The sequence below is a fragment of the Mesorhizobium sp. M0802 genome, from assembly GCF_040320115.1.
Lineage (GTDB): Bacteria > Pseudomonadota > Alphaproteobacteria > Rhizobiales > Rhizobiaceae > Mesorhizobium.
The window spans coordinates 71095-93799 of record NZ_JAMYOY010000008.1; the positions used below are offsets into that span (position 1 = coordinate 71095).

Annotated in this window: 22 protein-coding genes; 11 read left to right on the top strand and 11 right to left on the bottom strand. The window is 62.2% G+C overall.

Translation table 11 applies throughout. The features are described 5' to 3' along the window. Window positions 1-22: 22 nt before the first annotated feature. Window positions 23-1192, bottom strand: coding sequence for a cystathionine beta-lyase (locus tag NKI10_RS13705; RefSeq protein WP_023700668.1), 1170 nt, complete (start codon window positions 1190-1192; stop codon window positions 23-25). A 458-nt stretch (window positions 1193-1650) separates the two neighbouring features. On the opposite strand from NKI10_RS13705, the gene NKI10_RS13710 reads away from it, so the two are divergent. The 5 genes from NKI10_RS13710 (at window position 1651) to NKI10_RS13730 (ending at window position 6750) form a co-directional block, all read left to right on the top strand. After that, window positions 1651-2679, top strand: coding sequence for an amino acid ABC transporter substrate-binding protein (locus NKI10_RS13710; protein WP_023671480.1), 1029 nt, complete (start codon window positions 1651-1653; stop codon window positions 2677-2679). A 62-nt stretch (window positions 2680-2741) separates the two neighbouring features. Continuing rightward, a complete protein-coding gene (locus NKI10_RS13715) occupies window positions 2742-3929 on the top strand; it encodes an amino acid ABC transporter permease (RefSeq protein ID WP_023671481.1) in 1188 nt (395 codons plus the stop codon). Between the two features lie 4 nt (window positions 3930-3933). Continuing rightward, window positions 3934-5091 carry an amino acid ABC transporter permease gene (locus NKI10_RS13720; protein WP_352860405.1) on the top strand — a complete coding sequence of 386 codons (1158 nt, stop codon included), beginning with the start codon at window positions 3934-3936 and terminating at the stop codon, window positions 5089-5091. Window positions 5092-5175: 84 nt separating this feature from the next. Then, a complete protein-coding gene (locus NKI10_RS13725; RefSeq protein ID WP_023671483.1) occupies window positions 5176-5979 on the top strand; it encodes an amino acid ABC transporter ATP-binding protein in 804 nt (267 codons plus the stop codon). Between the two features lie 105 nt (window positions 5980-6084). Then, a complete protein-coding gene (locus tag NKI10_RS13730) occupies window positions 6085-6750 on the top strand; it encodes a TIGR02117 family protein (protein ID WP_352497266.1) in 666 nt (221 codons plus the stop codon). A gap of 223 nt (window positions 6751-6973) precedes the next feature. On the opposite strand, the gene NKI10_RS13735 is transcribed toward NKI10_RS13730, so the two are convergent. Together NKI10_RS13735 and NKI10_RS13740 are read right to left on the bottom strand one after the other, a co-directional pair. Continuing rightward, on the bottom strand, window positions 6974-8212 hold the full coding sequence (locus NKI10_RS13735; protein ID WP_352860408.1) for an FAD-dependent monooxygenase: 1239 nt from the start codon (window positions 8210-8212) through the stop codon (window positions 6974-6976). A 19-nt stretch (window positions 8213-8231) separates the two neighbouring features. After that, window positions 8232-8477: a zinc-finger domain-containing protein gene (locus tag NKI10_RS13740; protein WP_031195957.1), complete on the bottom strand. Its 246-nt coding sequence runs from the start codon at window positions 8475-8477 to the stop codon at window positions 8232-8234. 232 nt (window positions 8478-8709) lie between these two features. On the opposite strand from NKI10_RS13740, the gene NKI10_RS13745 reads away from it, so the two are divergent. Both NKI10_RS13745 and ppx read left to right on the top strand, forming a co-directional pair. After that, window positions 8710-10905 carry an RNA degradosome polyphosphate kinase gene (locus tag NKI10_RS13745; protein ID WP_352740310.1) on the top strand — a complete coding sequence of 732 codons (2196 nt, stop codon included), beginning with the start codon at window positions 8710-8712 and terminating at the stop codon, window positions 10903-10905. Next, window positions 10902-12434, top strand: a complete 1533-nt coding sequence (gene ppx, locus NKI10_RS13750) for an exopolyphosphatase (protein ID WP_023705699.1) — start codon at window positions 10902-10904, stop codon at window positions 12432-12434. Before NKI10_RS13745 ends, ppx begins: the two co-directional genes overlap by 4 nt. A 259-nt stretch (window positions 12435-12693) precedes the next feature. Here the strand turns inward: ppx and NKI10_RS13755 are convergent, their stop codons facing one another. The 6 genes from NKI10_RS13755 to NKI10_RS13780 all read right to left on the bottom strand — a co-directional run bounded on the left by NKI10_RS13755 (window position 12694) and on the right by NKI10_RS13780 (window position 18636). Continuing rightward, window positions 12694-13101, bottom strand: coding sequence for a DoxX family protein (locus NKI10_RS13755; protein WP_023712732.1), 408 nt, complete (start codon window positions 13099-13101; stop codon window positions 12694-12696). 137 nt (window positions 13102-13238) lie between these two features. Then, on the bottom strand, window positions 13239-13661 hold the full coding sequence (locus tag NKI10_RS13760) for a DoxX family protein (RefSeq protein WP_023671490.1): 423 nt from the start codon (window positions 13659-13661) through the stop codon (window positions 13239-13241). 249 nt (window positions 13662-13910) lie between these two features. Continuing rightward, window positions 13911-15308 (bottom strand): class II fumarate hydratase, encoded by a 1398-nt coding sequence (gene fumC / locus NKI10_RS13765; protein ID WP_023743009.1) that lies wholly within the window; start codon window positions 15306-15308, stop codon window positions 13911-13913. A 586-nt stretch (window positions 15309-15894) separates the two neighbouring features. Further along, the gene (locus NKI10_RS13770; protein WP_352860410.1) at window positions 15895-16980 is read right to left on the bottom strand and encodes a glycosyltransferase family 10 domain-containing protein; all 1086 of its coding nucleotides are present in this window, start codon (window positions 16978-16980) and stop codon (window positions 15895-15897) included. A 4-nt stretch (window positions 16981-16984) separates the two neighbouring features. Next, window positions 16985-17746: an SDR family NAD(P)-dependent oxidoreductase gene (locus NKI10_RS13775; protein WP_352860412.1), complete on the bottom strand. Its 762-nt coding sequence runs from the start codon at window positions 17744-17746 to the stop codon at window positions 16985-16987. A gap of 128 nt (window positions 17747-17874) precedes the next feature. Next, complete coding sequence (locus tag NKI10_RS13780) at window positions 17875-18636, bottom strand: NIPSNAP family protein (RefSeq protein ID WP_352860414.1); 762 nt, start codon at window positions 18634-18636, stop codon at window positions 17875-17877. Window positions 18637-18720: 84 nt separating this feature from the next. Here NKI10_RS13780 and NKI10_RS13785 point away from each other — a divergent pair, with 84 nt between their 5' ends. Beyond that, window positions 18721-19407 (top strand): TetR/AcrR family transcriptional regulator, encoded by a 687-nt coding sequence (locus tag NKI10_RS13785; protein WP_023689911.1) that lies wholly within the window; start codon window positions 18721-18723, stop codon window positions 19405-19407. Window positions 19408-19425: 18 nt separating this feature from the next. On the opposite strand, the gene NKI10_RS13790 is transcribed toward NKI10_RS13785, so the two are convergent. Further along, window positions 19426-20019 (bottom strand): hypothetical protein, encoded by a 594-nt coding sequence (locus tag NKI10_RS13790; protein WP_023689912.1) that lies wholly within the window; start codon window positions 20017-20019, stop codon window positions 19426-19428. A 132-nt stretch (window positions 20020-20151) separates the two neighbouring features. On the opposite strand from NKI10_RS13790, the gene NKI10_RS13795 reads away from it, so the two are divergent. Next, window positions 20152-21276, top strand: a complete 1125-nt coding sequence (locus NKI10_RS13795; RefSeq protein ID WP_023689913.1) for a metallophosphoesterase — start codon at window positions 20152-20154, stop codon at window positions 21274-21276. A gap of 50 nt (window positions 21277-21326) precedes the next feature. Here the strand turns inward: NKI10_RS13795 and NKI10_RS13800 are convergent, their stop codons facing one another. Then, entirely contained in the window at window positions 21327-21506 is a 180-nt protein-coding gene (locus NKI10_RS13800) for a CsbD family protein (protein WP_023671498.1), read from the bottom strand. A gap of 171 nt (window positions 21507-21677) precedes the next feature. Between NKI10_RS13800 and NKI10_RS13805 the strand changes: the two genes are divergently transcribed. Next, window positions 21678-22331, top strand: coding sequence for a glutathione S-transferase family protein (locus NKI10_RS13805; protein ID WP_023684314.1), 654 nt, complete (start codon window positions 21678-21680; stop codon window positions 22329-22331). Between the two features lie 30 nt (window positions 22332-22361). Next, window positions 22362-22691 (top strand): YciI family protein, encoded by a 330-nt coding sequence (locus NKI10_RS13810; protein ID WP_023824496.1) that lies wholly within the window; start codon window positions 22362-22364, stop codon window positions 22689-22691. Window positions 22692-22705: the final 14 nt, after the last annotated feature.

The window sequence follows — 22705 nt, forward strand, 5'->3', positions numbered from 1 at the left end:
CAGCTTGGCAAGTTTGCTGGTGTCATGCCGCAGCGGCCGCTTCCAGCCCGCGCAGGATATCGGCCTTGAGGTCCTCGACATCCTCAAGCCCGATCTGCAGCCGGATCAGCGGGCCGTCATAGGGGCCCTTGGCGACGGTACGGTCGCCGAGGAAGACCGGCACGGCAAGGCTCTCATAGCCGCCCCAGGAATAGCCGAGACCGAAGATTTTCAACGCATCGAGGAAGGCATGCTGCTGTCTCTGGCCGCCGCCTTTGAGCACGATGGAAAAGATGCCGCTCGAGCCGGAAAAATCACGCTTCCACACCGCGTGGTCGGGGTGGCTGGGAAGCGCCGGGTGCAGCACGCGGGCCACGCCGGGCTGGCCTTCAAGCCAGGTGGCAATCGAAAGCGCGCTCTTTTGATGGTGATCCAGCCGAACGCCCATCGTGCGCAGGCCGCGCAGGACTTGGTAGACGTCGTCGGGGCCGGCGCAGCAGCCCATCGTGTAGAACGTCTCGCAAAGCTGCTTCCAGCAGTTGGCATTGGCAGACACTGTGCCCAGCAGCACGTCCGAATGCCCGGCCGGATATTTCGTCGCCGCATGGATCGAGATATCGACGCCGTGGTCGAGCGGACGGAAATAGAGCGGCGTTGCCCAGGTGTTGTCCATCATGACGATGGCGCCCGTTTCATGCGCCGCCTTGGCGATCGCCGGAACGTCCTGCACCTCGAAGGTGTTGGAGGCCGGTGATTCCGTAAACACGACTTTGGTGTTCGGCTTGATCAAGCTGGCGATGCCGGCGCCGGCATGCGGATCGTAATACTCGACCTCGACACCCAGCCGCTTCAGCATCGTGTCGGCGAAATTGCGGGTCGGATGGTAGACGGAATCGACAATCAGGATGTGATCGCCTGCCGAGAGAAACGCCAGCAACGGGACGGTCACCGCCGCCAGGCCCGACGGCACGATTATTGTGCCGGCGGAGCCTTCCAGCGCGTCGATCGCATGCGCCAACGCATCGGTGGTCGGCGTGCCGCGTGTGCCATAGGTGTATTTCTGGCTGCGCGCCGCCATCACCGACGCATTGGGATAGAGCACGGTCGAGGCATGCACGATCGGCGGATTGACGAAGCCGAAATAGTCGTGCGGATTGTTGCCCGAATGGGCAAGCCGCGTGTTGATACCCATTTCGTTGCCGTCAGTCGCCATTGCTCTTCGCCTTGTGGTGAAAGCGCTAGCCATAGAGCGGCGGCATTGGCCGTGCAACAGCGGGCGCCCGCCACGCGGTGCCCTTTGCATAGGCCAATTCCCCTATGAATAGTCTGGAACGCGTGGCAATCCAGAGCCGCGGATTTCATGAGTGGATGTGGATTAGCGTCGACGGACTTTGCCGTTTTTGTTTGCGGGGCTTGCTGCTTTCCTGAGGGTGTTGTCCGCAATTCAGGCATTTGCGGCAATTGGTTTTCAAAGCTGTCGTGAAACGGTCATTTCCCTTGACCTCACAGAGATAATCGCCTTCGATGCAGTTCGTGGATGGGAGGGGCCGGGCGTCGGTTACGACGCGAGGTTCCGGAATGAGCCGGATGGGAGCCGGGTTCACGCGGGAAAAGATCAGGATTTGCCTGAGGATCAGGGTTTACCTGAAAACAGAAAAGGGTCTGTGGGTTATGAAACATATTGCAATTGGCATTCTCGGTGCCGCTGCGCTTGGATGGATGGCTTCGGCCGCGTCGGCGACAACGCTCGATACCGTCAAGGCGAAGGGCTTCATCCAGTGCGGTGTCTCGACGGGCCTGGCCGGCTTCTCGGCGCCTGACGACAAAGGCGATTGGAAAGGCATCGACGCGGATTTCTGCCGCGCTGTCGCTGGTGCAGTCTTCGGCGATGCCTCCAAGGTCAAGTTCACGCCGCTCAGCGCCAAGGAGCGCTTCACCGCGTTGCAGTCGGGCGAGATCGATCTCCTGTCGCGCAACACCACATGGACCATCAATCGCGATACCGCGCTTGGCCTGAACTTCATCGGCGTCACCTATTATGACGGCCAGGGTTTCATGATCAACGCCAAGAAACTGCCTGGCGTCAATTCGGCTCTGCAGCTTTCAGGTGCGGCAGTCTGCGTGCAGAGCGGCACCACCACCGAGCTCAACCTCGCCGATTACTTCAAGGCGAACAAGATGGAGTACAACCCGGTCGTCTTCGAAAAGCTGGAAGAGGTCAACGCTGCCTATGACGCCGGCCGCTGCGACGTCTACACCACCGACCAATCCGGCCTCTATGGCATCCGCCTGACGCTGAGTGCGCCGGCCGACCATGTCGTGCTGCCCGAGATCATCTCCAAAGAGCCGCTCGGCCCTGCCGTACGCCAGGGGGACGACCAGTGGTACCACATCGTCAAGTGGACCTACTTCGCCCTGTTGCAGGCAGAGGAACTGGGCATCACCCAGGCCAATGTCGAAGAGATGAAGACCTCGGATAATCCGGAGATCAAGCGCGTGCTCGGTCAGGAAGCCGAAACCAAGATCGGAACCGACCTTGGCGTGAGCAATGACTGGGTCGTCAACATCGTCAAGGCAGTCGGCAATTACGGTGAGATGTTCGAGCGCAATGTCGGCACCGGCAGCCCGCTGAAGATCGCGCGCGGCATCAATGCGCTGTGGACCAAGGGCGGCCTGCAATACGCACCGCCGATCCGCTGATCGAAATGTGATCCGGAAGGCAGATCATCTGCCTTCCGGTTTCTCTTTCCAGGGGATGAGCAATGGCATCGCAGGAAGTTCTTCGCGAGGAGCCGAGCCGCGGTTCCTTCATCAACGATCCGAAAGTCCGCGGGTTTTTCTTCCAGGCGGTGGTTGTCATCTTGCTGGTGGCGGGCGTCTGGTGGATCGTCCACAACGTCATCGTCAACCTGCAGCGCCTGCATATTACTTCCGGTTTTGGCTTCCTGAACAACCGAGCAGGCTTTGACATTCCAGTCAGGCCCATCGCTTATGATTCTGATTCGACCTATGGCCAGGCCATTGTCGTCGGGCTTATCAACACCATTATCGTCGCCGTTGCCGGCATTATTACCGCGACCATCATTGGCTTCATTGTCGGCGTCGGCCGGTTGTCGCGCAACTGGCTGGTCCGCAAGATCTGCACGGTCTATGTCGAAGTGTTCCGCAACATTCCGCCGCTGCTGGTGATCTTCTTCTGGTATTCAGGCGTGCTTGCGGTACTGCCGGCGCCTCGCGACAGTTTCAATTTGCCGTTCGGCTCTTTCCTCAACCAACGCGGTTTCTATTTTCCGCGCGCTATCTGGGGCGACGGCTCCTGGCTGATGTTTGTCGCCTTGCTTGTCGGCATCGCCATGGCGTTTTTTGTCGCGCGCACGGCACGCCAGCGGCAAATGGCAACCGGCCAGCAGTTTCCCGTATTCTGGACTTCGGCGGCGCTGATCGTCGGCCTGCCGCTCCTGGCCTATGCGCTGAGCGGCTTTCCCTTGAGCTTCGACTTTCCAAAACAATCGACCTTCAACCTGACCGGAGGCTTTCAGATCGGGCCGGAGTTCCTGTCTCTCTATTTGGCGCTGTCCTGTTACACGGCCTCCTTCATCGCCGAGATCGTGCGCGCCGGCATTCTCGGCGTCAGCAAGGGTCAGACCGAAGCGGCTGGCGCCCTGGGGCTGCGGCCGGGATCTATCCTGCGGCTTGTCGTCGTTCCCCAAGCCATGCGGATCGTCATCCCGCCGCTGACCAGCCAGTATCTCAACCTGACCAAGAACTCGTCGCTGGCCATTGCCATCGGTTACCCGGACCTGACGGCGATCGCCGGCACAGTGCTGAATCAGACCGGTCAAGCGGTCGAGGGTGTGCTGATCATGATGGTCGTCTATCTCATCATCAGCCTGGTGACGTCGGCGGTGATGAATGTGGTCAACGCCAGGATGGCGCTGGTGGAGAGGTAAGACCATGCAGGAACATGATACCTCCTGGGTGCGGACCGAAATGGCACTCGCTCAACAAGCCCCGGCCGGCGTGCGAGGGCCTTTGGCCTGGGTTCGCAAGAACCTGATCGGTTCGGTGGGCGACGTCATCCTGACTGTAGTGGCTATTGCGCTGGTGGTGATGATCGTGCCGCCCATCGTCAACTGGGCCTTCATCAACGCCCAGTGGACGGGGCCGGACCGGACTGTATGCGCCACGGTGGCGCAAGGCGGCATCCAGCCGGACGGTTGGTCAGGCGCCTGCTGGGCCTTCGTCAACGCGAAGTTCGGCCAGTTGATGCTTGGCCGCTATCCCCTGGAAGAGCGCTGGCGGCCGATGCTGGTCGCCGTCCTGTTCGTGGCGCTGCTGGTCCCGTTGCTGATGCCACGCGTGCCGCGCAAGGGGTTGAACGCCATTCTTCTATTCCTGGCACTGCCGATCATCGCGTTCGTGCTCCTGGTCGGCGGCATCTTCGGCCTGCCGCATGTGGAGACCCAGCTATGGGGCGGGCTGCTGGTGACGCTGAGCCTGTCCTTTGTCGGCATTGCCGTGTCGCTGCCGATGGGCATCGTGCTGGCGCTTGGCCGGCGCTCTAAGATGCCGATCGTCAAGACACTGTGCGTGGTCTTCATCGAGTTCGTTCGCGGCATCCCGCTGATCACCGTTTTGTTCTTTGCCAGCGTCATGCTGCCGCTGTTTCTGCCCGCCGGGGTTTCGTTCGACAAATATCTCAGGGCGCTGATCGGCGTCTCGCTGTTTGCCGCCGCCTATATGGCCGAAGTGGTGCGCGGCGGCCTGCAGGCGATCCCCAAGGGCCAGTATGAGGGTGCGGATTCGCTTGGCCTGGGCTACTGGCAGAAGATGGTGCTGATCGTGCTGCCGCAGGCACTGAAGCTGGTCATCCCCGGCATCGTCAATACCTTCATCGGTATGTTCAAGGACACAAGCCTCGTCATCATCATCTCGATGTTTGACCTGCTTGGCGTCGTCAAGCAGAACTTCTCGGACGCCAATTGGGCGACGCCACAGACCGCGAGATCCGGTCTCATCTTTGCAGCCTTCGTCTTCTGGCTGTTCTGCTTCGGCATGTCGCGCTATTCGATGTACACGGAACGCCGGCTCGACACCGGCCACAAACGTTGATGCATGTCGCCCAAAAGTGTTTAGCGGTTTTGGGACAACGACATGCATCATAGCTAAAAGACAGAACAAAAAGGGGAACCTGCCATGGTCATAGAAAACGCCGTCAGCGCCGAAGAGATCAAGGTCGATGCCAAGAAGATGCACATCTCGACCACCGATGTCGCAATCGACATCATCGGCATGCACAAATGGTATGGCGAGTTCCATGTGCTGAAGGACATCAACCTCAAGGTGATGCGCGGCGAGCGCATTGTCATCTGCGGTCCTTCGGGCTCGGGCAAATCGACCATGATCCGCTGCATCAACCGGCTGGAAGAGCACCAGAAGGGCAAGATCATCGTCGACGGCAAGGAACTCACCAACGATCTCAAGAAGATCGACGAGGTGCGCCGCGAGGTCGGCATGGTGTTCCAGCACTTCAACCTGTTCCCGCATCTGACCATCCTGGAGAACTGCACATTGGCACCGATCTGGGTGCGCAAGACGCCGAAGAAGCAGGCCGAGGAAATCGCGATGCACTTCCTCAAGCGCGTCAAGATCCCCGAACAGGCCAACAAATATCCGGGCCAGCTGTCGGGCGGCCAGCAGCAGCGCGTGGCGATCGCGCGTTCGCTGTGCATGAACCCGCGCATCATGCTGTTCGATGAGCCGACCTCGGCGCTCGATCCAGAAATGATCAAGGAAGTGCTGGAGACGATGGTGGGCCTGGCCGAGGAAGGCATGACCATGCTGTGCGTCACCCACGAAATGGGCTTTGCCCGCAAAGTCGCCAACCGGGTGATCTTCATGGATCAGGGCCAGATCGTCGAGCAGAACACGCCGGCCGAGTTCTTCGACCATCCGCGCCACGAGCGCACCAAGCTGTTTCTGTCGCAGATCCTGCACTGAGCATTTTCATGCGAAGCAAAAGAGCCCGGCCGTAATGCGGCCGGGCTCTTTTGCTATCTGGGGTCGGGATTGATCTTCTCCATTGAAACACAAAGCCGCCGCCGCATGAGAAAAGCCCTGCGTTTCGTGGCCATGCTGATTATCGTGGTCGCGCTCGCTGCCACGCTCGGCACGCTGGTGCCGCGTCCGCTGTGGCCGGCGTCAGCGGCGGGTGAGGGCACGCGCCATATTCTGGTGCTGGAGAATCCGATCCACACCGACATCGCCATTCCCGTCGATGACGAGGTGCGCCGGCGCTTCCATTTCCTGGTCGCTGCCGGCATCCCTGTCGACGCCCCGGAAGTGCGCTACATCGTCTTTGGCTGGGGCGGCCGGGCCTTCTATCTGGAGACGCCGAGCTGGTCGCAGCTGAAGACAGTGCCCGTCCTCAAGGCGCTGACACTGGACGCCTCGGTCATGCATGTCGATATCGCCGGGGCCATCGCCGAGCCGCACCCTGCTGTCACCGGTTTCGACATCGATGAGGAACGTTTTGCAGCGCTGCTCGACTATATCGACGCGAGTTTCCAGCAAGGGCCGCATGGTCCGGTCGTCATCGAGAACGCCGCCTATTCCAGCTTCGACCGCTTCTTCGAGGCGAACGGCCATTTCAACGCGCTTGTCGGCTGTAACACCTGGACAGCCGCCGGCCTGCGCACCGCCGGCCTGCGCACCGGCTGGTGGAACCCGCTGCCGGCCTCGCTGGGCTTGTCGATGCGGTTTTATAACTAGCAGTCCTTCATCGCACCGCGACAGTGTTGGATCTTTTGAAGTCAGCGGGACAGCACCCCCCTCTGGCCTGCCGGCCATCGCCCCCGCAAGGGGGGAGATCAGCCGTTTTGCCCGCGGCGCTCCTGCTGCAACGCCGGCGATTTTGGCGAAGGCGACGGCGACATCCAATCTCCCCCCTTGCGGGGGAGATGTCCGGCAGGACAGAGGGGGGTGGGAAGGATCGCTAAGTCGACGATCTAGACTGCCGAGCGTCCGCTCGCCATCCATAGAGCCAGTCGAGGTCGGCGGCGAGCTTGTCGGGCGAGCGCATGGCCAGGAACAGATTGCGGGCGATCGCCACCGGGCCGGCAGCATGCCAGGCGAGGCGGTTTACGGCCCCACGACGCGCGGCCTTGGCGACACGCGGCCGCCGAAGATTTTCCCAGATTTGAAAACTTCTGGGCAGATCGCCAGGGAAATCGGCGATAGCGTCGGCAAGCGTGATGGCATCCTCGATCGCCATCGCGGCACCTTGCGCCGCAAACGGCGTCATCGCGTGCGCGGCGTCGCCGATCAGCGCGATGCCCTGCGGGCTTGTCCACCGCTGTTGTTCGACGGTGTGGATCGGAAAGGCCGTCCATGGGCCGGCCAGTGCCACAAGCTTCGTCAGGCCCGGCGCGGTGCCGCGCAGGGCAGCCGTGAGGATCGCGGGATCGGCATGGCCCGACCAACCTTCGGCCATGCGCTCACCCTTGGTGAAGGCCGCGAGATTGAAGGCCCGGCCTTTGCTGACGGGATAGGCGACCATGTGGAAGCCTGGATGCAGGAACGTGGTGACGCAGTCGGCGGCGCCGATCGCGGCAAAGGCTTCGCCGGCGGCGCTCTCGGCCGCGATCGTGACTCGCCAGGCGAGTTCGCCCGAAAAACGGCTTTTGACGAAGTCCTCGCCTGCGAGTTGCGCCCTGACCGCCGACCATACGCCGTCGGCGCCGATCAGGAGTTTGGCGCCTGCCTCGATCTCGCGGCCGTCCACTTCGGCGACCACGGCAACATCCTGCGCATTGAGGGCGATGCGGGTCACGCGGGCGCCGGTGACGAGCTCAATCTGCGGCCGTTCGGCCATTTGCGCCAGCAGCGCTGCCTGCAGATCTGCGCGGTGGGCGACGACATAAGGCGCCTGCCAGCGCTCTTCGGCGGCTTGCCCAAGCGGCACCCGCCCCAGTTCACGCAGCGTCGCTGCATCCTTCAGCACCACCGCTTCGGGCCGCGAGGCTGCCGGCAGCAGCCGGTCGAGAACGCCGAGCTTTCCAAGGATGCACGTCGCATTGGGCGAAAGCTGGATGCCGGCGCCGGCCGCTTCTAGGTGCTGTGCCTGTTCGATAAGCTTTACCGAATAACCCCGTCCGGCGAAGGCAAGGGCAGCGGTCAGCCCGGCGATGCCGGCCCCGGCGATTATGACCTGCCGGGACCTGATGTCTTCCATCGGGCTTGTCGCGGAAGGATCAGGCGGCCTGGTCGATATAAAGGCAACCAGCCGGCAGCGTTTCAGTCGCCCTCAGCTTCGCCGAATAGCGGTAGAGCGTCGAGCAATAGGGGCAGACCTTTTCATCGTCGTCGCCCATGTCGAGAAACACATGTGGGTGGTCGAAGGGCGGGTTGGCGCCGGTGCACATGAATTCCTTGACGCCGATGTCGATTGCCGGATGGCCCGCATCGTTCTGGAAGTGGGGAATGGAACCGCCTGCCATCGTCGTCTCCTTGATCTCGTCGAAAAGCATCTGGAACATAACAGGCCTGTTTGCAAGATCGATGAAATGAAACTGTCGCAAAAGCCTGTCAGAGGATACGGTGAGCCGGTTAGTGCATGTCCCTGAAATCGGAATGGTTTTCGCCGAAGGGTCATGCGTCACAAAAGCGTGTTAGAGGCATGGCACGTCCAGCGGCGCTCCAAGGGACGGTTGGCGGGGAAGAGCAGGAACCATGAACGAACTGAAGCCGGTGCAGAGCGAATTCATCAATGTCGAGGTGGCGAGCCCCGAGGGCGGCAACCCCGATAGGTTCGTCAACCGTGAGTTCTCCTGGCTGCAGTTCAACCGGCGTGTGCTCGAGGAATCGCAGAACGAGCACCATCCGCTGCTCGAACGCGTCCGTTTCCTGTCGATTTCGGCCGCCAATCTCGATGAATTCTTCATGGTCCGCGTCGCCGGCCTTGCCGGCCAGGTGCGCGAAGGCATTGCGCTCAAGAGCCCCGACGGCCGCACGCCGGAGCAGCAGCTGGAACAATTGCTGCGCGAGGTCGAGCGGCTGCAGGAGGACCAGCAGAATAGCCTTTCGGCGCTGATGTTGCTGCTCAACAAGGAAGGCATTGAGAGCATCACCCGCGATGCACTGACCAAGGATGAAAAAGTCTGGCTGGAAGACCATTTCCAGGACCAGGTTTTCCCGGTGCTGACTCCACTGTCGATCGACCCGGCGCATCCGTTTCCGTTCATTCCCAATCTCGGCTTCTCGATGGCGCTGCAATTGCGCCATCGCAAGAATGGCGAGGAGATGAGCGCGCTTCTGCGCCTGCCGGTGGCGCTGAAGCGCTTCATCCGTCTGCCCGACCGCAAGCAGCACGTTCGCTTCATTCCGTTGGAGGAGGCTGTCGGCCTCTATATCGGCAAGCTGTTCCCCGGCTATGAGGTCAAGGGTTCCGGCACCTTCCGCATCATCCGGGACAGCGATATCGAGGTCGAGGAAGAGTCGGAAGATCTCGTGCGCCTGTTCGAGACGGCGCTGAAGCGGCGCCGCCGCGGTTCGGTCATCCGCATCGAATTCGACAAGTCGATGCCCGGCGAATTGCGCGAGTTCGTCGCCGGCGAGCTTGGCGTCTCTTCGAGCCGCATCAGCGTTCTGACCGGCCCGCTGGCGCTCAGCCAGATTTCCGAGATCGTCGCCGTGCCACGCGACGACCTGAAGTTCACCCCCTACAATCCACGCTTTCCCGAGCGCATCCGCGAGCATGGCGGCGACTGTTTCGCGGCCATCCGCGAGAAGGACATCGTCGTCCACCACCCCTATGAATCCTTCGACGTGGTGGTCCAATTCCTGCGCCAGGCGATGGCCGACCCCGAGGTGGTGGCGATCAAGCAGACGCTCTACCGCACCTCCAACGACAGCCCGATCGTGCGCGCCTTGGTCGACGCGGCCGAGGCCGGCAAGTCGGTAACCGCCCTGGTCGAGCTCAAGGCGCGCTTCGACGAGGAAGCCAACATCCGCTGGGCGCGCGACCTCGAACGCGCCGGCGTTCAGGTCGTGTTCGGCTTCCTCGAACTCAAAACCCATGCGAAAATGTCGCTAGTAGTGCGGCGCGAGGACGGCAAGCTGCGCAACTATGTGCATCTCGGCACCGGCAACTACCATCCGGTGACCGCTCGCATCTACACCGACCTGTCCTTCTTCACCACCGATCCGACGATCGCGCGCGATGTCGCCCAGCTGTTCAACTTCATCACCGGCTATGCCGAGCCGACCGATGAGATGCGGATCGCCATCTCGCCGTTTACGCTGCGCAGCCGTATCCTCAAGCACATTGCCGACGAGGTCGCCTACGCGCTGGCTGGCCGTCCGGCGCGCATCTGGATGAAGATGAACGCGCTCGTCGATCCCAACATCATCGACGCGCTCTATGACGCCAGCCATGCCGGCGTCGAGATCGATCTCGTCGTGCGCGGCATCTGCTGCCTGCGGCCGCAGGTGCCCGGCCTGTCGGAAAACATCAGGGTCAAGTCGATCGTCGGCCGCTTCCTCGAACACAGCCGCATCTACTGCTTCGGCAACGGCCATGGGCTGCCGTCGGACGAGGCGATCGTCTACATCGCCTCGGCCGACTTGATGCCACGCAATCTCGACCGCCGCGTCGAGACCATGGTGCCGATCACCAATCCGACGGTGCATGAACAGATCCTTGGCCAGATCATGCTGGGCAACATCATGGACAACCAGCAAAGTTTCGACGTATTGGCTGACGGAACCTCCCGGCGCGTCGTGCTGGATGAGGGTGAGGAACCGTTCAACGCGCAGGAATATTTCATGACCAATCCGAGCCTGTCGGGACGGGGTGACGCGCTGAAGTCGCATGCGCCCAAGCGCATCGCGCAGTTCAAGCGTCGCAAGAAGAACAGCGGCTCATGATTTCAACGTCCCAAGGCCGGCTGCAGGATCGCCGGCCGCTGTCCATCATCGACATCGGCTCGAACTCGATCCGCCTTGTCGTCTATGAAGGGTTGGCGCGCTCGCCGACCTTGCTGTTCAACGAAAAGATGCTGGCCGGCCTCGGCCGCGGCATCGTTTCGACCGGCAAGCTCGACCCCGAGGCGGTGACGCGCTCGATGGAGGAGTTCCGCCGTTTCCGCGCGCTCTCCGACCAGGCGGGTGCGGAGCACATGTTTGTGCTGGCAACGGCCGCGGCCCGCGAAGCGATCAACGGCCCCGATTTCATCCACCGCGCCCAGGATGTGCTCAAGACAGAGATCCGCGTGCTCACTGGCCGGCAGGAGGCGCATTATTCGGCGCTTGGCGTCATTTCGGGCTTCCACCCCGCCAATGGCATTGCCGGCGATCTTGGCGGCGGCAGCCTGGAGCTTATCGACATCAATGGCGAGGCGATCGGCGACGGCATCACGCTGCCGCTGGGTGGCCTGCGGCTGCAGGACATGGCCAGGAATTCGCTCGCCCAGGCGGCAAAGATCACCCGCGACGAACTGGCGCGCGCCAAATTGTTGAAGGGCGGGCAGGGACGGCCCTTCTACGCCGTTGGCGGCACCTGGCGAAACCTTGCCCGGCTGCACATGGAAATGACCAACTACCCGCTTGGCGTCATGCACCACTATGAGATCGGTGTCGACAGCGCCGCCAATTTCCTGAAGCAGGTGGCGAAAGGCGAGATCGAGAAGGTCAAGGGCATCGAAGGCGTGTCGAAGAACCGCCGTTCGCTGCTGCCCTATGGCGCGGTCGTGCTGCAGGAGATCATGGCGGCGATGCAGCCGTCGAAGATCATCGTCTCGGCATTGGGCGTGCGCGAAGGGTTTCTCTATTCGCTGCTCGACCCTGCCGAGCAGAAGGCCGATCCGCTGGTCTCCGCTTCGGAGGAACTGGCGCGGCTGCGGTCGCGCTCGGTCACCCATGCGCATGAGCTTGTCGAATGGACGGACAAGACCTTTGCCGCCTTCGGCATCGACGAGACGGAGGATGAGGCGCGCTATCGCCACGCTGCCTGTCTGCTGGCCGATATAGGCTGGCGCGCACACCCGGAATATCGCGGCAAGCAGTCGCTCAACATCATTGCCCACGCCTCCTTCATTGGCGTCGATCACCCCGGCCGTGCCTTCCTGGCGCTGGTCGGCCTGTTCCGCCACGAAGGCGTGTTCAACGATGCGGCGCCGGAAATCCGCGGCCTGGCGACGCCGCGCTATCTCGAGCGCGCCCGCATCCTGGCGGCGGTGCTGCGCGTCGTCTATCTGCTGACGGCGGCCATGCCCGGCGTCATGCCGCGGCTGAAATGGGAAAACCGCGGCAATGGCACGTTGGCGCTGGTGCTGCCGGCCTCACTTTCCGATCTTTACGGCGAACGCCCGGCCGGACGGCTGGCGCAACTGGCGCGGATCACCAACCGCCGGCTGGTGCTGGCGGTCGAGGGTGGGCAGAGCGTGTCGGTGAAGTAGGCGCGGCCTGACAGCAAAACCATGTCGTCGTCGGCCTCGCGTTCGAGGACCGGCTTCCTCAATCCGTCGCTGCTTCGCACCGCCACCTTCCCCCTCCGGAGGGAAAGGAAGGGAGCCTCGTTGGAAAGCGTTGGCGGCAATAGGCTCGAGCCCTTCCTCTACTCCGTCGATCGGGGGAGAGGTGGCTCGGCGGAGCCGAGACGGAGTGGGGGTCGACCTGCCTCGGCGAGGGATCAACCTGGGACGATATTTGACGATATCAGACCGCGGCGCGGCGCCCGTCGATCGACCAGGCCCCGGCGCCGGCCATGGCTAGCGCCAGGAATCCACCGGCGATGGCAATATCCTTCATCAGCATCTGCTGGTGCAGGAAGGTGAGCATCGGGTCATCGCCGCCCTGGCCGTAGTGGCCGATGGAGCCTGCAACGATGCAGAAAGCGGCAAGAAGTATCGCAACGACCGGCGTCTGAAAGCCGACCAGTATCAAGAGACCGGCAATCAACTCGAACAGCCCGGTGCCCCAGGCAGCAAGCGTCGGCAATGGCATGCCGAGGCCGGCGAAATAGCCGGTCGTCCCGGCAATGTCGGCGAGCGCGTGGTAGCCGGAGGGAACGAGCAGGGCGGCGAGCAGCAGCCGGGAAATCAGAAGCAATGCATCGCGGGGCATGGTCATCTCCGTTGTCTGTCCGCCGGCTGTTTCGAGACCGATCCTAGCAGGGATGGGACGGGCGCGCGCTTGGGCAGACAACGAAAAAGCGGCGTGGAAAATTCCACGCCGCTTTTTTCAGGCTTGGGAGGGAAAGCTCAGCCGCGCTTGGCGTCGATCGAGTAGGCGCCAGGGCCCGAGGAAGCCAGCAGCAGGAAACCGCCGGTGATGGCGACGTTCTTCAGGAAATGGATCATCTGGTTCTGGTCGGCCCAGCCGGTATGGGCGACAAAGGCCGAGGCGATGGTGAAGACCGCGAGCACCCAGGCGGCGATGCGGGTCTGAAAGCCAACGAGCACGGCAAGGCCGCCGAGCAATTCGATCAGGCCGACGACAATGGCCGTTATGGTCGGCACCGGCAGGCCCATGGCGCCGAAATAGCCGGCGGTGCCGGAAATGGCGGTGAGCTTGCCGAAGCCGGAAAGCAGGAAGATGGCGGCGAGCAGGATGCGGCCGAGCAGGATGGTGGTGGAGCTGTTGGACGCGATGCCGGCGCCGGCAGCGGAAGTGTTGATGGACATGGTGGCTCTCCGAAAAGGGTTGATGTCCCGGTCAGATAGACCAAGCCGACTGTTCACCAAAGCCGCCAGTCCGGCGACACATTGTTCACAGGACGTACATTTCGGGATCGTTCGACCGACGCAAAATTCTTGTCGCGGCCAGCAGCGGCGGGAGCAAATTGTCCCGCCACACAATTCGGATTTCTAGTTGACGCAATTCCAAAGAGGAAGGGCTGCTCGCTTCGAGGAAGGCACTTCCCCTGGAATCGCTTAACCCGGATGCGTCATGTCCTCCGGCCGCACCAGCCGGTCGTAGTCTGCCTCGCTGACCAGCCCGGTGGCCAGTGCTTCCTCGCGCAAGGTGGTGCCCTTCTTGTGCGCGGTCTTGGCGATCTTGGCGGCATTGTCGTACCCGATCGTCGGCGCCAGCGCTGTCACCAGCATCAGCGAGCGGTCGAGCGCGGCTTTGATGTTGTCTTCGCGAGCCTCGATGCCGACCACGCAATTGTCGGTGAAGGAGATCGAGGCGTCGGCCAACAACTGCACCGACTGCAGGAAGTTGTAGGCCATCAGCGGGTTGTAGACGTTGAGCTCGAAATGGCCCTGGCTGCCGGCGAAGGTCAGCGAGGCGTTGTTGCCGAACACCTGCACGCAGACCTGCGTCAGAGCCTCGCATTGGGTCGGGTTGACCTTGCCCGGCATGATCGAGGAACCCGGCTCGTTTTCCGGCAGCGACAGTTCGCCGAGGCCCGAGCGCGGGCCGGAGCCGAGGAAGCGGATGTCGTTGGCGATCTTGAAGAGGGCGGCGGCCGCCGCGTTGATGGCGCCATGCGAGAACACCATGGAATCATGCGCGGCGAGCGCCTCGAACTTGTTCGGAGCGGTGACGAAGGTGATGCCGGTGATTTCGGCGATGCGCGCCGCCACCTTTTCCGCAAAGCCGACCGGCGCGTTGAGGCCGGTGCCGACGGCGGTGCCGCCCTGCGCCAGTTCCTGCAGGCCGGGCAGCGTCATCTCGATGCGCTTGATCGAAGAGGCCACCTGCGCGGCGTAGCCGGAAAATTCCTGGCCCAGCGTGAGGGGTGTCGCGTCCTGCGTATGGGTGCGGCCGATCTTGATGATGTGGGCGAAGGCCTTCGTCTTGACCTCGAGCGCAGCGTGGAGATGCTTCAGCGCCGGCAGCAGATCGTGCACGATGCGCTCGGCGCACGCGATGTGCATGGCTGTCGGGTAGGTGTCGTTCGACGACTGGCTCATATTGACGTGGTCGTTAGGGTGCACCGGCTTCTTCGAGCCCATGACGCCGCCCAGAAGTTCGATCGCCCGGTTGGAGATCACCTCGTTGGCGTTCATGTTGGACTGCGTGCCCGAGCCGGTCTGCCAGACGACCAGCGGGAAATGATCGTTCAGCTTGCCGTCGATCACCTCTTGCGCCGCCTCGATGATCGCCTTGCCGACTGCCGGATCGAGCCGCTTCAACTCCATATTGGCTTCCGCCGCCGCTCGCTTGACGATGCCGAGCGCACGCACGATCGAGGCCGGCTGCTTTTCCCAGCCTATCCTGAAATTGCCGAGGGAACGCTGCGCCTGCGCGCCCCAGTAACGGTCGGCGGCAACCTCGATGGGGCCGAACGTGTCGGTTTCGGTTCTGGTCCTGGCAGCGGTCACTTGTCTCTCCGACGATCGAATTCGGCAACGGCGTATCGCGTTGCACAATGGCCTTCAAGCAGAGATTGCGGCCGGCAGGCAGTAAATCGGTTGAAGCGGTAGCGCCGGCCTTCGGGATCCTGCACCCTCCACTTTCTTGTGAAGGAAATTGCTCCTCAGTGCGGCTTGATCCCATGAAGTGGACGGAAACTTGCGGATTTAGCTCGATGAGATCATGTCGAGCTGGCGGATTGCTCTACGCAAACTTCCCCCAGGATCAGCAATGCGCAATTCATGTCTACCTACTCTACCTACGAGCGACGCTGCCACACAAACTACCATCCGTGCCGGCGTCTCACTGGCAACAGCAGCGATGAGGTAGCTTATGCACTTGTCCTTCTGTTCAGTTTCCGACCAAAATCCGACATCGCATCCGGATCGAGCTTCGGATCGCGAAGCCGAGAATTTCAAGTCCACCCTGGGAGCGCCTCCACATAGCCTCGGAGTTTTCCAAGATGCATGGCGGCAAGGTCGAAGCCGTCTCGACGTCGCAAGAGACACTCTTTGTCCTCCGAATTTTGCTGAAAGCGCGCCTGATCGCGGACCGTCAGCTCGGAACCTTTTTCCTCCAACGGCGCAGCTTTGTCCTGAGATAGGATCTATAGCCGAACGGAAGTGTTCGCCGTCCGGAAGGCGTGCTTGTCCGCGCCTCCAGACGCTGGCGCACGACGCTCATCAGTCTGCAGAACGCGGGTGTTTCCAATGATTGCACCCGTTTGACGAGATTGTCGGGCAATGGCTTTGAGCGCCAGTCGAAATAAGCCTCGTAGTCTTGCGGCGTTGCGATCAGGTGCTGGAGATAGGCTGCAAGATCGCTGGCGCTGGCGAAGGCACTGGCGTCAACAAAGGAGTGCTCCGGAACGAACTCGTCCACATTGGGAGCGCCAAGGTAGATCGGCACCGTGCCCGCCATGAACGCGTCATAGATTTTCTCGGTGACATAGTCGGCCTCGATCGAGTTCTCCATGGCCAGGCAGAATTTGTGCCGCGCAATGGTTTCGATCTTGGTCTTCGAGCCCAGATCGGGGCCAGAGACCGATCGGTTGTTGCGATATCGGCCATAAGAATCGATCTTCATGTGGCGCGCCAGTTCGTTCGCCAGATCGACACGGCCGCTATAATTCAGGCCGGCCGACTGGAAGAGTGCGACCGGCGCTTCTTCCGTTTTCGGCACGATTGGTCTGGCCAGCGCATCTTTCCACCACACCGCACGCGGAAGGTAGGGTACCCAGACATCGGACCGGGATTCATGCGTCATGATGATATCGAAGTGCCGCATGATTTTGGGGTCGGCAAGTCGCTTGTAGTTTTGGCCGCATTCCATCGACCAGGCGACCCAATATTGACCAGGGTATTTGTAGGCATCGCCAACTTCGCGAAAGTTCGGAATATGGAAGACGACTGCCGCGGCCTCGGAAATCCGTCGTTTGTCCAGTGTCCACCGCCCGGGCATTTCGCACTGTATCGACGCGATATCGACGGGTTTGCTGAAGAACGTTGTGTAGAAGAGGATCAGTGGATCGATAGACGGCATGGCACCACGAATGTCTGAAGCATTGCTCAATCTGCAGACAGACGCGGTATCGGAAGTTTGGTCAAGTGCTCCGCTTGTTCGAGGCCGAGGGCCGTCCAAACGGTCACCCCGCCGTATACCCGCCATCGATCGCGAAAATGCCGCCGCTGGTCCACGCCGCCTCGTCGCTGGCGAGATAGACGGCGATGCCGGCAAGATCGCTGGTCTGGCCGATGCGGCCGAGCGGGTAGCTGCGCTCGACATAGGTTTCCAGCTCGGCTTGCGCTGCCGCCGGCAGGTTGTCGATCGACTTGCGCCGCATGGCGGTGTCGACCGTGCCGGGCGCAATCGCATTGACCCTGATGCCGCGCGGACCAAGCTCGAAGGCCAGCGACTTGGTCAGCGAATTCAGCGCGCCCTTGGACAAGGAATACAGGCTCGACGGCCGCTTCGGGATCATCTTGTCGGCGAAGTAGGACGAGATGTTGATGACGGAGGCGTTGGCGCCGAGATGCAGCAGCAGCCGCTGGGTAAGGAAGAACGCCGCCGCCACATTGAGCGCGAAGGATTGCTGGAATTGGTGCTCGGTGACGGTCTCGAAAGGCACCAGATAAGCGACGCCGGCATTGTTGACGAGGATGTCGAGTGGGCCGGTTGCTTTCGCGCGATCGACCACGGCATCGATGCCGGACGAGGTCGAGAGATCGGCCGACTGGGTGCCGACGTTGCCCGCCGCCGCAAGTGTCTCGCGGGTGGTCTCGAGCTTGCTGGTGTCGCGACCGACGATCAGCACGTCGGCGCCCTCGCGCAAGAAAGCTTCCGATATCGCCAGGCCGATGCCGTCCGAGCCGCCGGTCACCAGTGCTCGTTTGCCAGAAAGTCTCATTGAAGGCCAAGTCGCATCGAATGCTCTCGCTGTTGCCCGCGTCACGAAGGCAATGCCGATCGGCGAGGGCGGTCAAGCCGCCGGCCTATCGCTCAGTATGAACTTCGGTTGGCCGCGTGCCGATCCGGTTACCGCAGCAGCGACTGCGACGTCGGCGTCAGGCGCAAGGTTTCGGTCCGCCAGGTCACATCGGCCGCTTGCCATTGGGGCGAAGCCGCAACTGCGGCTTCGTAACTGGCATGCGCCTCGGGACTGTTGAAACCCGTCACCGCGATAAAGACGTTTTCGCTCAAGCGCACCGGCAGGCGGGGAAAGCTGTTTTCGGCGTGCTCGGTGATGAAGGCGCCAAGCAACCGTCCGCCGGCGCCGATAAGGGCCGGAACGGCGTCCGTTTCGAAATTGCCGGCGAAATCGGCTTCGGCGCCAGACCGCAGATGATGAATCTGGATGACAACAACACCGGTCAAGCGGTTGTCTGCGCTCAACTTTCCATCCGCCGGCATGGCGCCTCGCTGCGAGCCTGACAGATCGAAGCCGGCGCCTGGCCATGCCGGCTTCAAGAGCAGTACATCGTCGGAATCGATCATCGTCGCATTGGCGGCGTCGCGGTGCGCCGTCCACACCGGCCCGTCATAGAAGGCGGTGAGCGCCTGCTTCCGCGCTTCCATGCCATCGAAGCCGCGCAGCCAGACGAACATGTCGGGGCGGTCGAGGTCGCGGAACTGTCCGATGATGGTCATGCCGGCGTGTTCCTGGCCTTCGATGAACCGACTGTCGAAGATGTCGATCAGCGTCTCGCGCCGGCCCGGCTTCAGCGTGTACTGCCGCAACTCGACGACAGGCGAAGCGAGCAGGCTTGCCGTCGCAGGCGCATTCAGGGGTACGGTCATTGTGTCGTCTCCAAAAACAGGATGATCATCCGGTTTATAAAACAGACCGGTTGTCCTGTTTTGTCAATCTGCTATCGTTGGCAAATGTCAGCAGAGATTGCTCGGGCTCCGAAAGGGCCGCCGCGAAAACGCACCAACGATCCCGAAGGGCTGCGCAACAAGGTGCTCGATATCGCCGAAGCGTCGTTCCAGGCGCGTGGCTATCATGCATCCGCTCTTGGCGAGTTGATGACGACCGCAGGCGTCAGCGGCGGCGCGCTGCATCATCATTTCCCGACCAAGAAGGCGCTCGCTCTGGCGGTGATCGAGGAGCGCGTGGCAGCGGCCCTCGATGAAACCTGGATCAACCCTGTACGGGCGGCAGGCTCGGCGCGCGAAGGCGTGCGCGCGGTGTTCGAGGCGGTGGCGACCGAGCTTGAGCAGCAAGGCTTCGTGCGCGGCTGTCCGCTCAACAATCTGGCGCATGAACTGTCGCTCGCTGACCCGGATTTCCGCGCCGCTCTGGACGATATCTTTGCCGGATGGCGTCAGGCGGTTGCCGACAAGGTGCGAGCCGACCAGCAGTCGGGGAGGGAGCAGGGCACCGACCCCGAGCGCTTTGCGGCACTCGCCATCGCCGCCTATTCCGGCGCCATGTCGATGGCCAAGGCGGCACAGGATGCCAGCGTGCTGCGCGATTGCCTGGCCGAACTTCAGGGCAGCTCAACGCCGCCATTCCCGAGCAGAGCGAAGCGGCGTCGCAGGATCCTGCTGCGGCCGGGAAAACCTTGAGGCCGGAACTGCGCTGTTCTAGTTGGAAAGCGGCTTGATCGTCTCGTAACCGTTCACCGATTCCGCGCTGGTCCCTTCGTCGTAACGCCGGGCGAGAGACGCTTGCAGATCGGGAGCATAAAGCGCGGTGAATGTGTCCAGCGTTTCGCCGGCGCCGTTCTTGAAGGTCTCCGTGACCGCCAGCACGTTGTATTTGCAGCCGCCGACGCTGAACGTCTCCTTGCCCTTGACGACCAGGCTCAGTGTCTTGGTGCTCTTCGGCTGCTTGTTCGGCGACAACTCGACGAATTCGATCGTGCTCTTGGCTCCCGTCTTCAGCGGAAACAGTTTTCGCAGATCGGAAAACGGAATCGTCGCCACCCGTCCGGTATCGCTGTCGCGAAACACTTCGACCAGGCCGGCAAACAGGAACTGTGTCTGCGGCGATTGCGATTCGTAGTTGTTGGCGACGGACACCATGCCGCCGGCCACCGGCCGAAACTCGCTGCGGACGCCAGGCATTTCCAGAACGAAGCCGGCCTTGGCCGATTTTGCGTCGACACAATCGGCGGCATGCACCGCAGCCGCCGGCAGCAACCCAGCCAGCACCACGCCTATCGAAACGGCTCTCATGAAATCCTCCCCCTCTGCTTGTATTTGCTACGCGCCAGCATGACCCAAGAAATGCCAGAGCCACAGTGCCGTGTCGACCTGCCATTCCTGGCAACTGGACGGTGGGGCGCCGGCTGTGCTGAATTTCAGGTCATGAATCGCAAGCTCGTCCTCTCCCGTCGCAATTTCCTCGCACAGGCAGCCGGCCTTACCATGGCTGGCATGCTGCCGCGCGCCGCGCTTGGCCAGACCGGCAAGCGCATCCAGCCCATCGACGCCACCTTTCTGTTCATCGCCGACGTCCATGCCTGCCGCATGTCGAGCGGCCTCAGCCCCAACTGCCTGGAGGAAGGCAAGACCGACGCCGCCTTGCTGCGCAATGTCGCTGTCCTCAATGGCTTGGCCGGCCGGCAATGGCCAGTCGAGATCGATGGCGTTGCAACCCGCCTGCGTTCGGCCGGCGGCCGCATCGATGCGCCGCTCGGCCTCGTTGTCGGCGGCGACATCACCGACGATGGCGGCGGCCAGATCACCGAGCCCAGCGAAGGCACGCAACTGTTGCAGTTCAGCCAGCGCTATCAACAGGGCGTCGGTCCCGATCGCGTGCACATGCCGGTCTATGTCGGCCTCGGCAATCACGATCTCGACCAGAACGGCTCGCCGCCCCATGTCGACTGGTACCGGCGTGAATTGCGCGACTATGTCGAGATCAACCACCGCCCCGGCGTGTTCTTCAAGCCGCCGGTGCCGGCCACCGAATACGATGTCGACACCGACTGCTATTCCTGGGACTGGGGCGGCCTGCATCTCGTCCAGACCCACCGCTTTGCCGGCGACACCGGCCATGGCGCGGTGAGCAGCCTGCCGTGGCTGAAGCAGGATCTGGCGACCTACGCGGCGGATGGCCGTCCCGTCATCCTGTTCCAGCACTATGGCTGGGACACTTTCTCGGTCGAGCGCTGGGACCCGGCCAAGCGCACCTATGACGATGACGGCGCAGGCGCGCCGCATTGGTGGAGCGAGGCCGACCGCCAGGCGCTGCTGGCGGCGCTGAAGGGCTACAATGTCATCGCCATCTTCCATGGCCATCAGCACGAAGTGCCGATGATCTACAAGAGCGATGGCCTCGACCTGTTCAAGCCGAAGGCCGCCTATATGGGCGGCTTCGCGCTGGTGAGGGTAACCGGGGACAGCATGGACGTAGTGCTGGGCGAGGCGGCCGGCGACCACGGCGAGGTCAAGTTCACCAGCGCCTTCAGCAAGAGTCTCAGCCTCTGACAAGAAAAAGGCGGCCTTGAGCCGCCTTCCTCATTGCCTGCGAGATCGGGTCAGAGCGCCTTTTTGATCTTGTCCTTCACGTCGCCATAGACCTTCTGCACCTTGCCGGCGGTCTTGTCTGCAGTGCCTTCGGCCTGGGTCTGCCTGTTGCCGGTCGCCTTGCCGCCGGCCTCCTTGACCGAGCCCTTGACCTGCTTGGCCACGCCGGCAACCTGATCCTTGTTCACCATCTTTGCATCTCCTGGGATTCCGGGGATTCATTCGCAGGAGGCAAACGGGCCGGCTTGGCTTAGGTTCCCTGGGCGGCGATCATCGTCGCATCTGGTCGCTTATATGGTCGCCGAAACGCTTTGCCGCGTCGTATCGTGTGACTAGTGTGACGAAATTTTGGGGAGACCGCCTTGGCTGAATTTACGCTCATCATCGCCAACAAGTGCTTTTCGTCCTGGTCGCTGAGGCCATGGGTGGCGATGAAGCATCTGGAGATCCCGTTCGAGGAAGGTTTCGTGCGCCTGCGCACGCCCGAGACTTTTGCCGCTCTGGCGAAAGTCTCGCCCACCGGCCTTGTGCCAGTGTTGAATCACAATGGCAGGATTGTCTGGGAAACCCTTGCCATCCTTGAATATCTGGCCGACCTGTTTCCGGAGAAAAAACTTTGGCCGCAGGATATCGGCGCCCGCGCCTTGGCTCGCTCGGTGGCGACCGAGATGCATTCCGGCTTTCGCGAGGTGCGCTATGGCTGGCCGATGAATTTGCGCCGGCCGAAGGGCCACAAGCCGCTCGACGCCGAAGGCGAAATGCAGCGCGCGCGCATCGAAACGATCTGGCGCCAGTGCCGGGAACAATACGGCAAAGGCGGCCCCTTCCTGTTCGGTCATTTCACCGCGGCCGATGCCATGTATGCACCTGTCGTCACCCGCTTCGACACCTATGGCGGCAAGCTCGCGCCCGACACGCGCGCCTACGTCGACGCCGTGTTGGCAACGCCGGCGATGCGGCACTGGTATGCGGAAGCAGCGAAGGAGACTTGGCCGGAACCCGGCCCGGACGAATAGGACCACTAATGACATCACGGTGAGTGACCGATGGCCAGCAATGATGGACCGCGTGAGACTACCGCGCCAACAATCTTCCACTGCCGGCTGATCCCGCCTCGGCCGGACTTCGCCTTCACCCTGACGGAGGAGGAGAGGGAGTTGATGGGCCGGCATGCCGACTATCTGCGCGGCAAGCTTGCCGAGGGCACCATGATCCTGGCCGGGCCGGTCGCCGACCCGGCCGGTCCTTGGGGTCTGCTGATCCTGCGTGTCGGCAGCGAAGCCGAGGCAAGAGCGGTCACCGACGGCGATCCGGTGTCGAGCTCCGGCCGCGGTTTCCACTACGAGATCCTGCCGCTGATCAGCGCGATCCTGTAGGCCGCCAGCGTGAG

Excerpts from the sequence above, each read along its gene's own strand:
- NKI10_RS13725 (WP_023671483.1), top strand. The coding sequence starts at position 5,176 with ATGGTCATAGAAAACGCCGTCAGCGCCGAAGAGATCAAGGTCGATGCC.
- NKI10_RS13715 (WP_023671481.1), top strand. The coding sequence starts at position 2,742 with ATGGCATCGCAGGAAGTTCTTCGCGAGGAGCCGAGCCGCGGTTCCTTC.
- NKI10_RS13735 (WP_352860408.1), bottom strand. The coding sequence starts at position 8,212 with ATGGAAGACATCAGGTCCCGGCAGGTCATAATCGCCGGGGCCGGCATC.
- NKI10_RS13795 (WP_023689913.1), top strand. The coding sequence starts at position 20,152 with ATGAATCGCAAGCTCGTCCTCTCCCGTCGCAATTTCCTCGCACAGGCA.
- NKI10_RS13760 (WP_023671490.1), bottom strand. The coding sequence starts at position 13,661 with ATGTCCATCAACACTTCCGCTGCCGGCGCCGGCATCGCGTCCAACAGC.
- NKI10_RS13775 (WP_352860412.1), bottom strand. The coding sequence starts at position 17,746 with ATGAGACTTTCTGGCAAACGAGCACTGGTGACCGGCGGCTCGGACGGC.
- NKI10_RS13810 (WP_023824496.1), top strand. The coding sequence starts at position 22,362 with ATGGCCAGCAATGATGGACCGCGTGAGACTACCGCGCCAACAATCTTC.
- NKI10_RS13720 (WP_352860405.1), top strand. The coding sequence starts at position 3,934 with ATGCAGGAACATGATACCTCCTGGGTGCGGACCGAAATGGCACTCGCT.
- ppx (WP_023705699.1), top strand. The coding sequence starts at position 10,902 with ATGATTTCAACGTCCCAAGGCCGGCTGCAGGATCGCCGGCCGCTGTCC.
- NKI10_RS13755 (WP_023712732.1), bottom strand. The coding sequence starts at position 13,101 with ATGCCCCGCGATGCATTGCTTCTGATTTCCCGGCTGCTGCTCGCCGCC.
- NKI10_RS13780 (WP_352860414.1), bottom strand. The coding sequence starts at position 18,636 with ATGACCGTACCCCTGAATGCGCCTGCGACGGCAAGCCTGCTCGCTTCG.
- NKI10_RS13785 (WP_023689911.1), top strand. The coding sequence starts at position 18,721 with ATGTCAGCAGAGATTGCTCGGGCTCCGAAAGGGCCGCCGCGAAAACGC.
- NKI10_RS13790 (WP_023689912.1), bottom strand. The coding sequence starts at position 20,019 with ATGAGAGCCGTTTCGATAGGCGTGGTGCTGGCTGGGTTGCTGCCGGCG.
- NKI10_RS13710 (WP_023671480.1), top strand. The coding sequence starts at position 1,651 with ATGAAACATATTGCAATTGGCATTCTCGGTGCCGCTGCGCTTGGATGG.
- NKI10_RS13740 (WP_031195957.1), bottom strand. The coding sequence starts at position 8,477 with ATGGCAGGCGGTTCCATTCCCCACTTCCAGAACGATGCGGGCCATCCG.
- NKI10_RS13745 (WP_352740310.1), top strand. The coding sequence starts at position 8,710 with ATGAACGAACTGAAGCCGGTGCAGAGCGAATTCATCAATGTCGAGGTG.
- NKI10_RS13730 (WP_352497266.1), top strand. The coding sequence starts at position 6,085 with ATGAGAAAAGCCCTGCGTTTCGTGGCCATGCTGATTATCGTGGTCGCG.
- NKI10_RS13705 (WP_023700668.1), bottom strand. The coding sequence starts at position 1,192 with ATGGCGACTGACGGCAACGAAATGGGTATCAACACGCGGCTTGCCCAT.
- NKI10_RS13800 (WP_023671498.1), bottom strand. The coding sequence starts at position 21,506 with ATGGTGAACAAGGATCAGGTTGCCGGCGTGGCCAAGCAGGTCAAGGGC.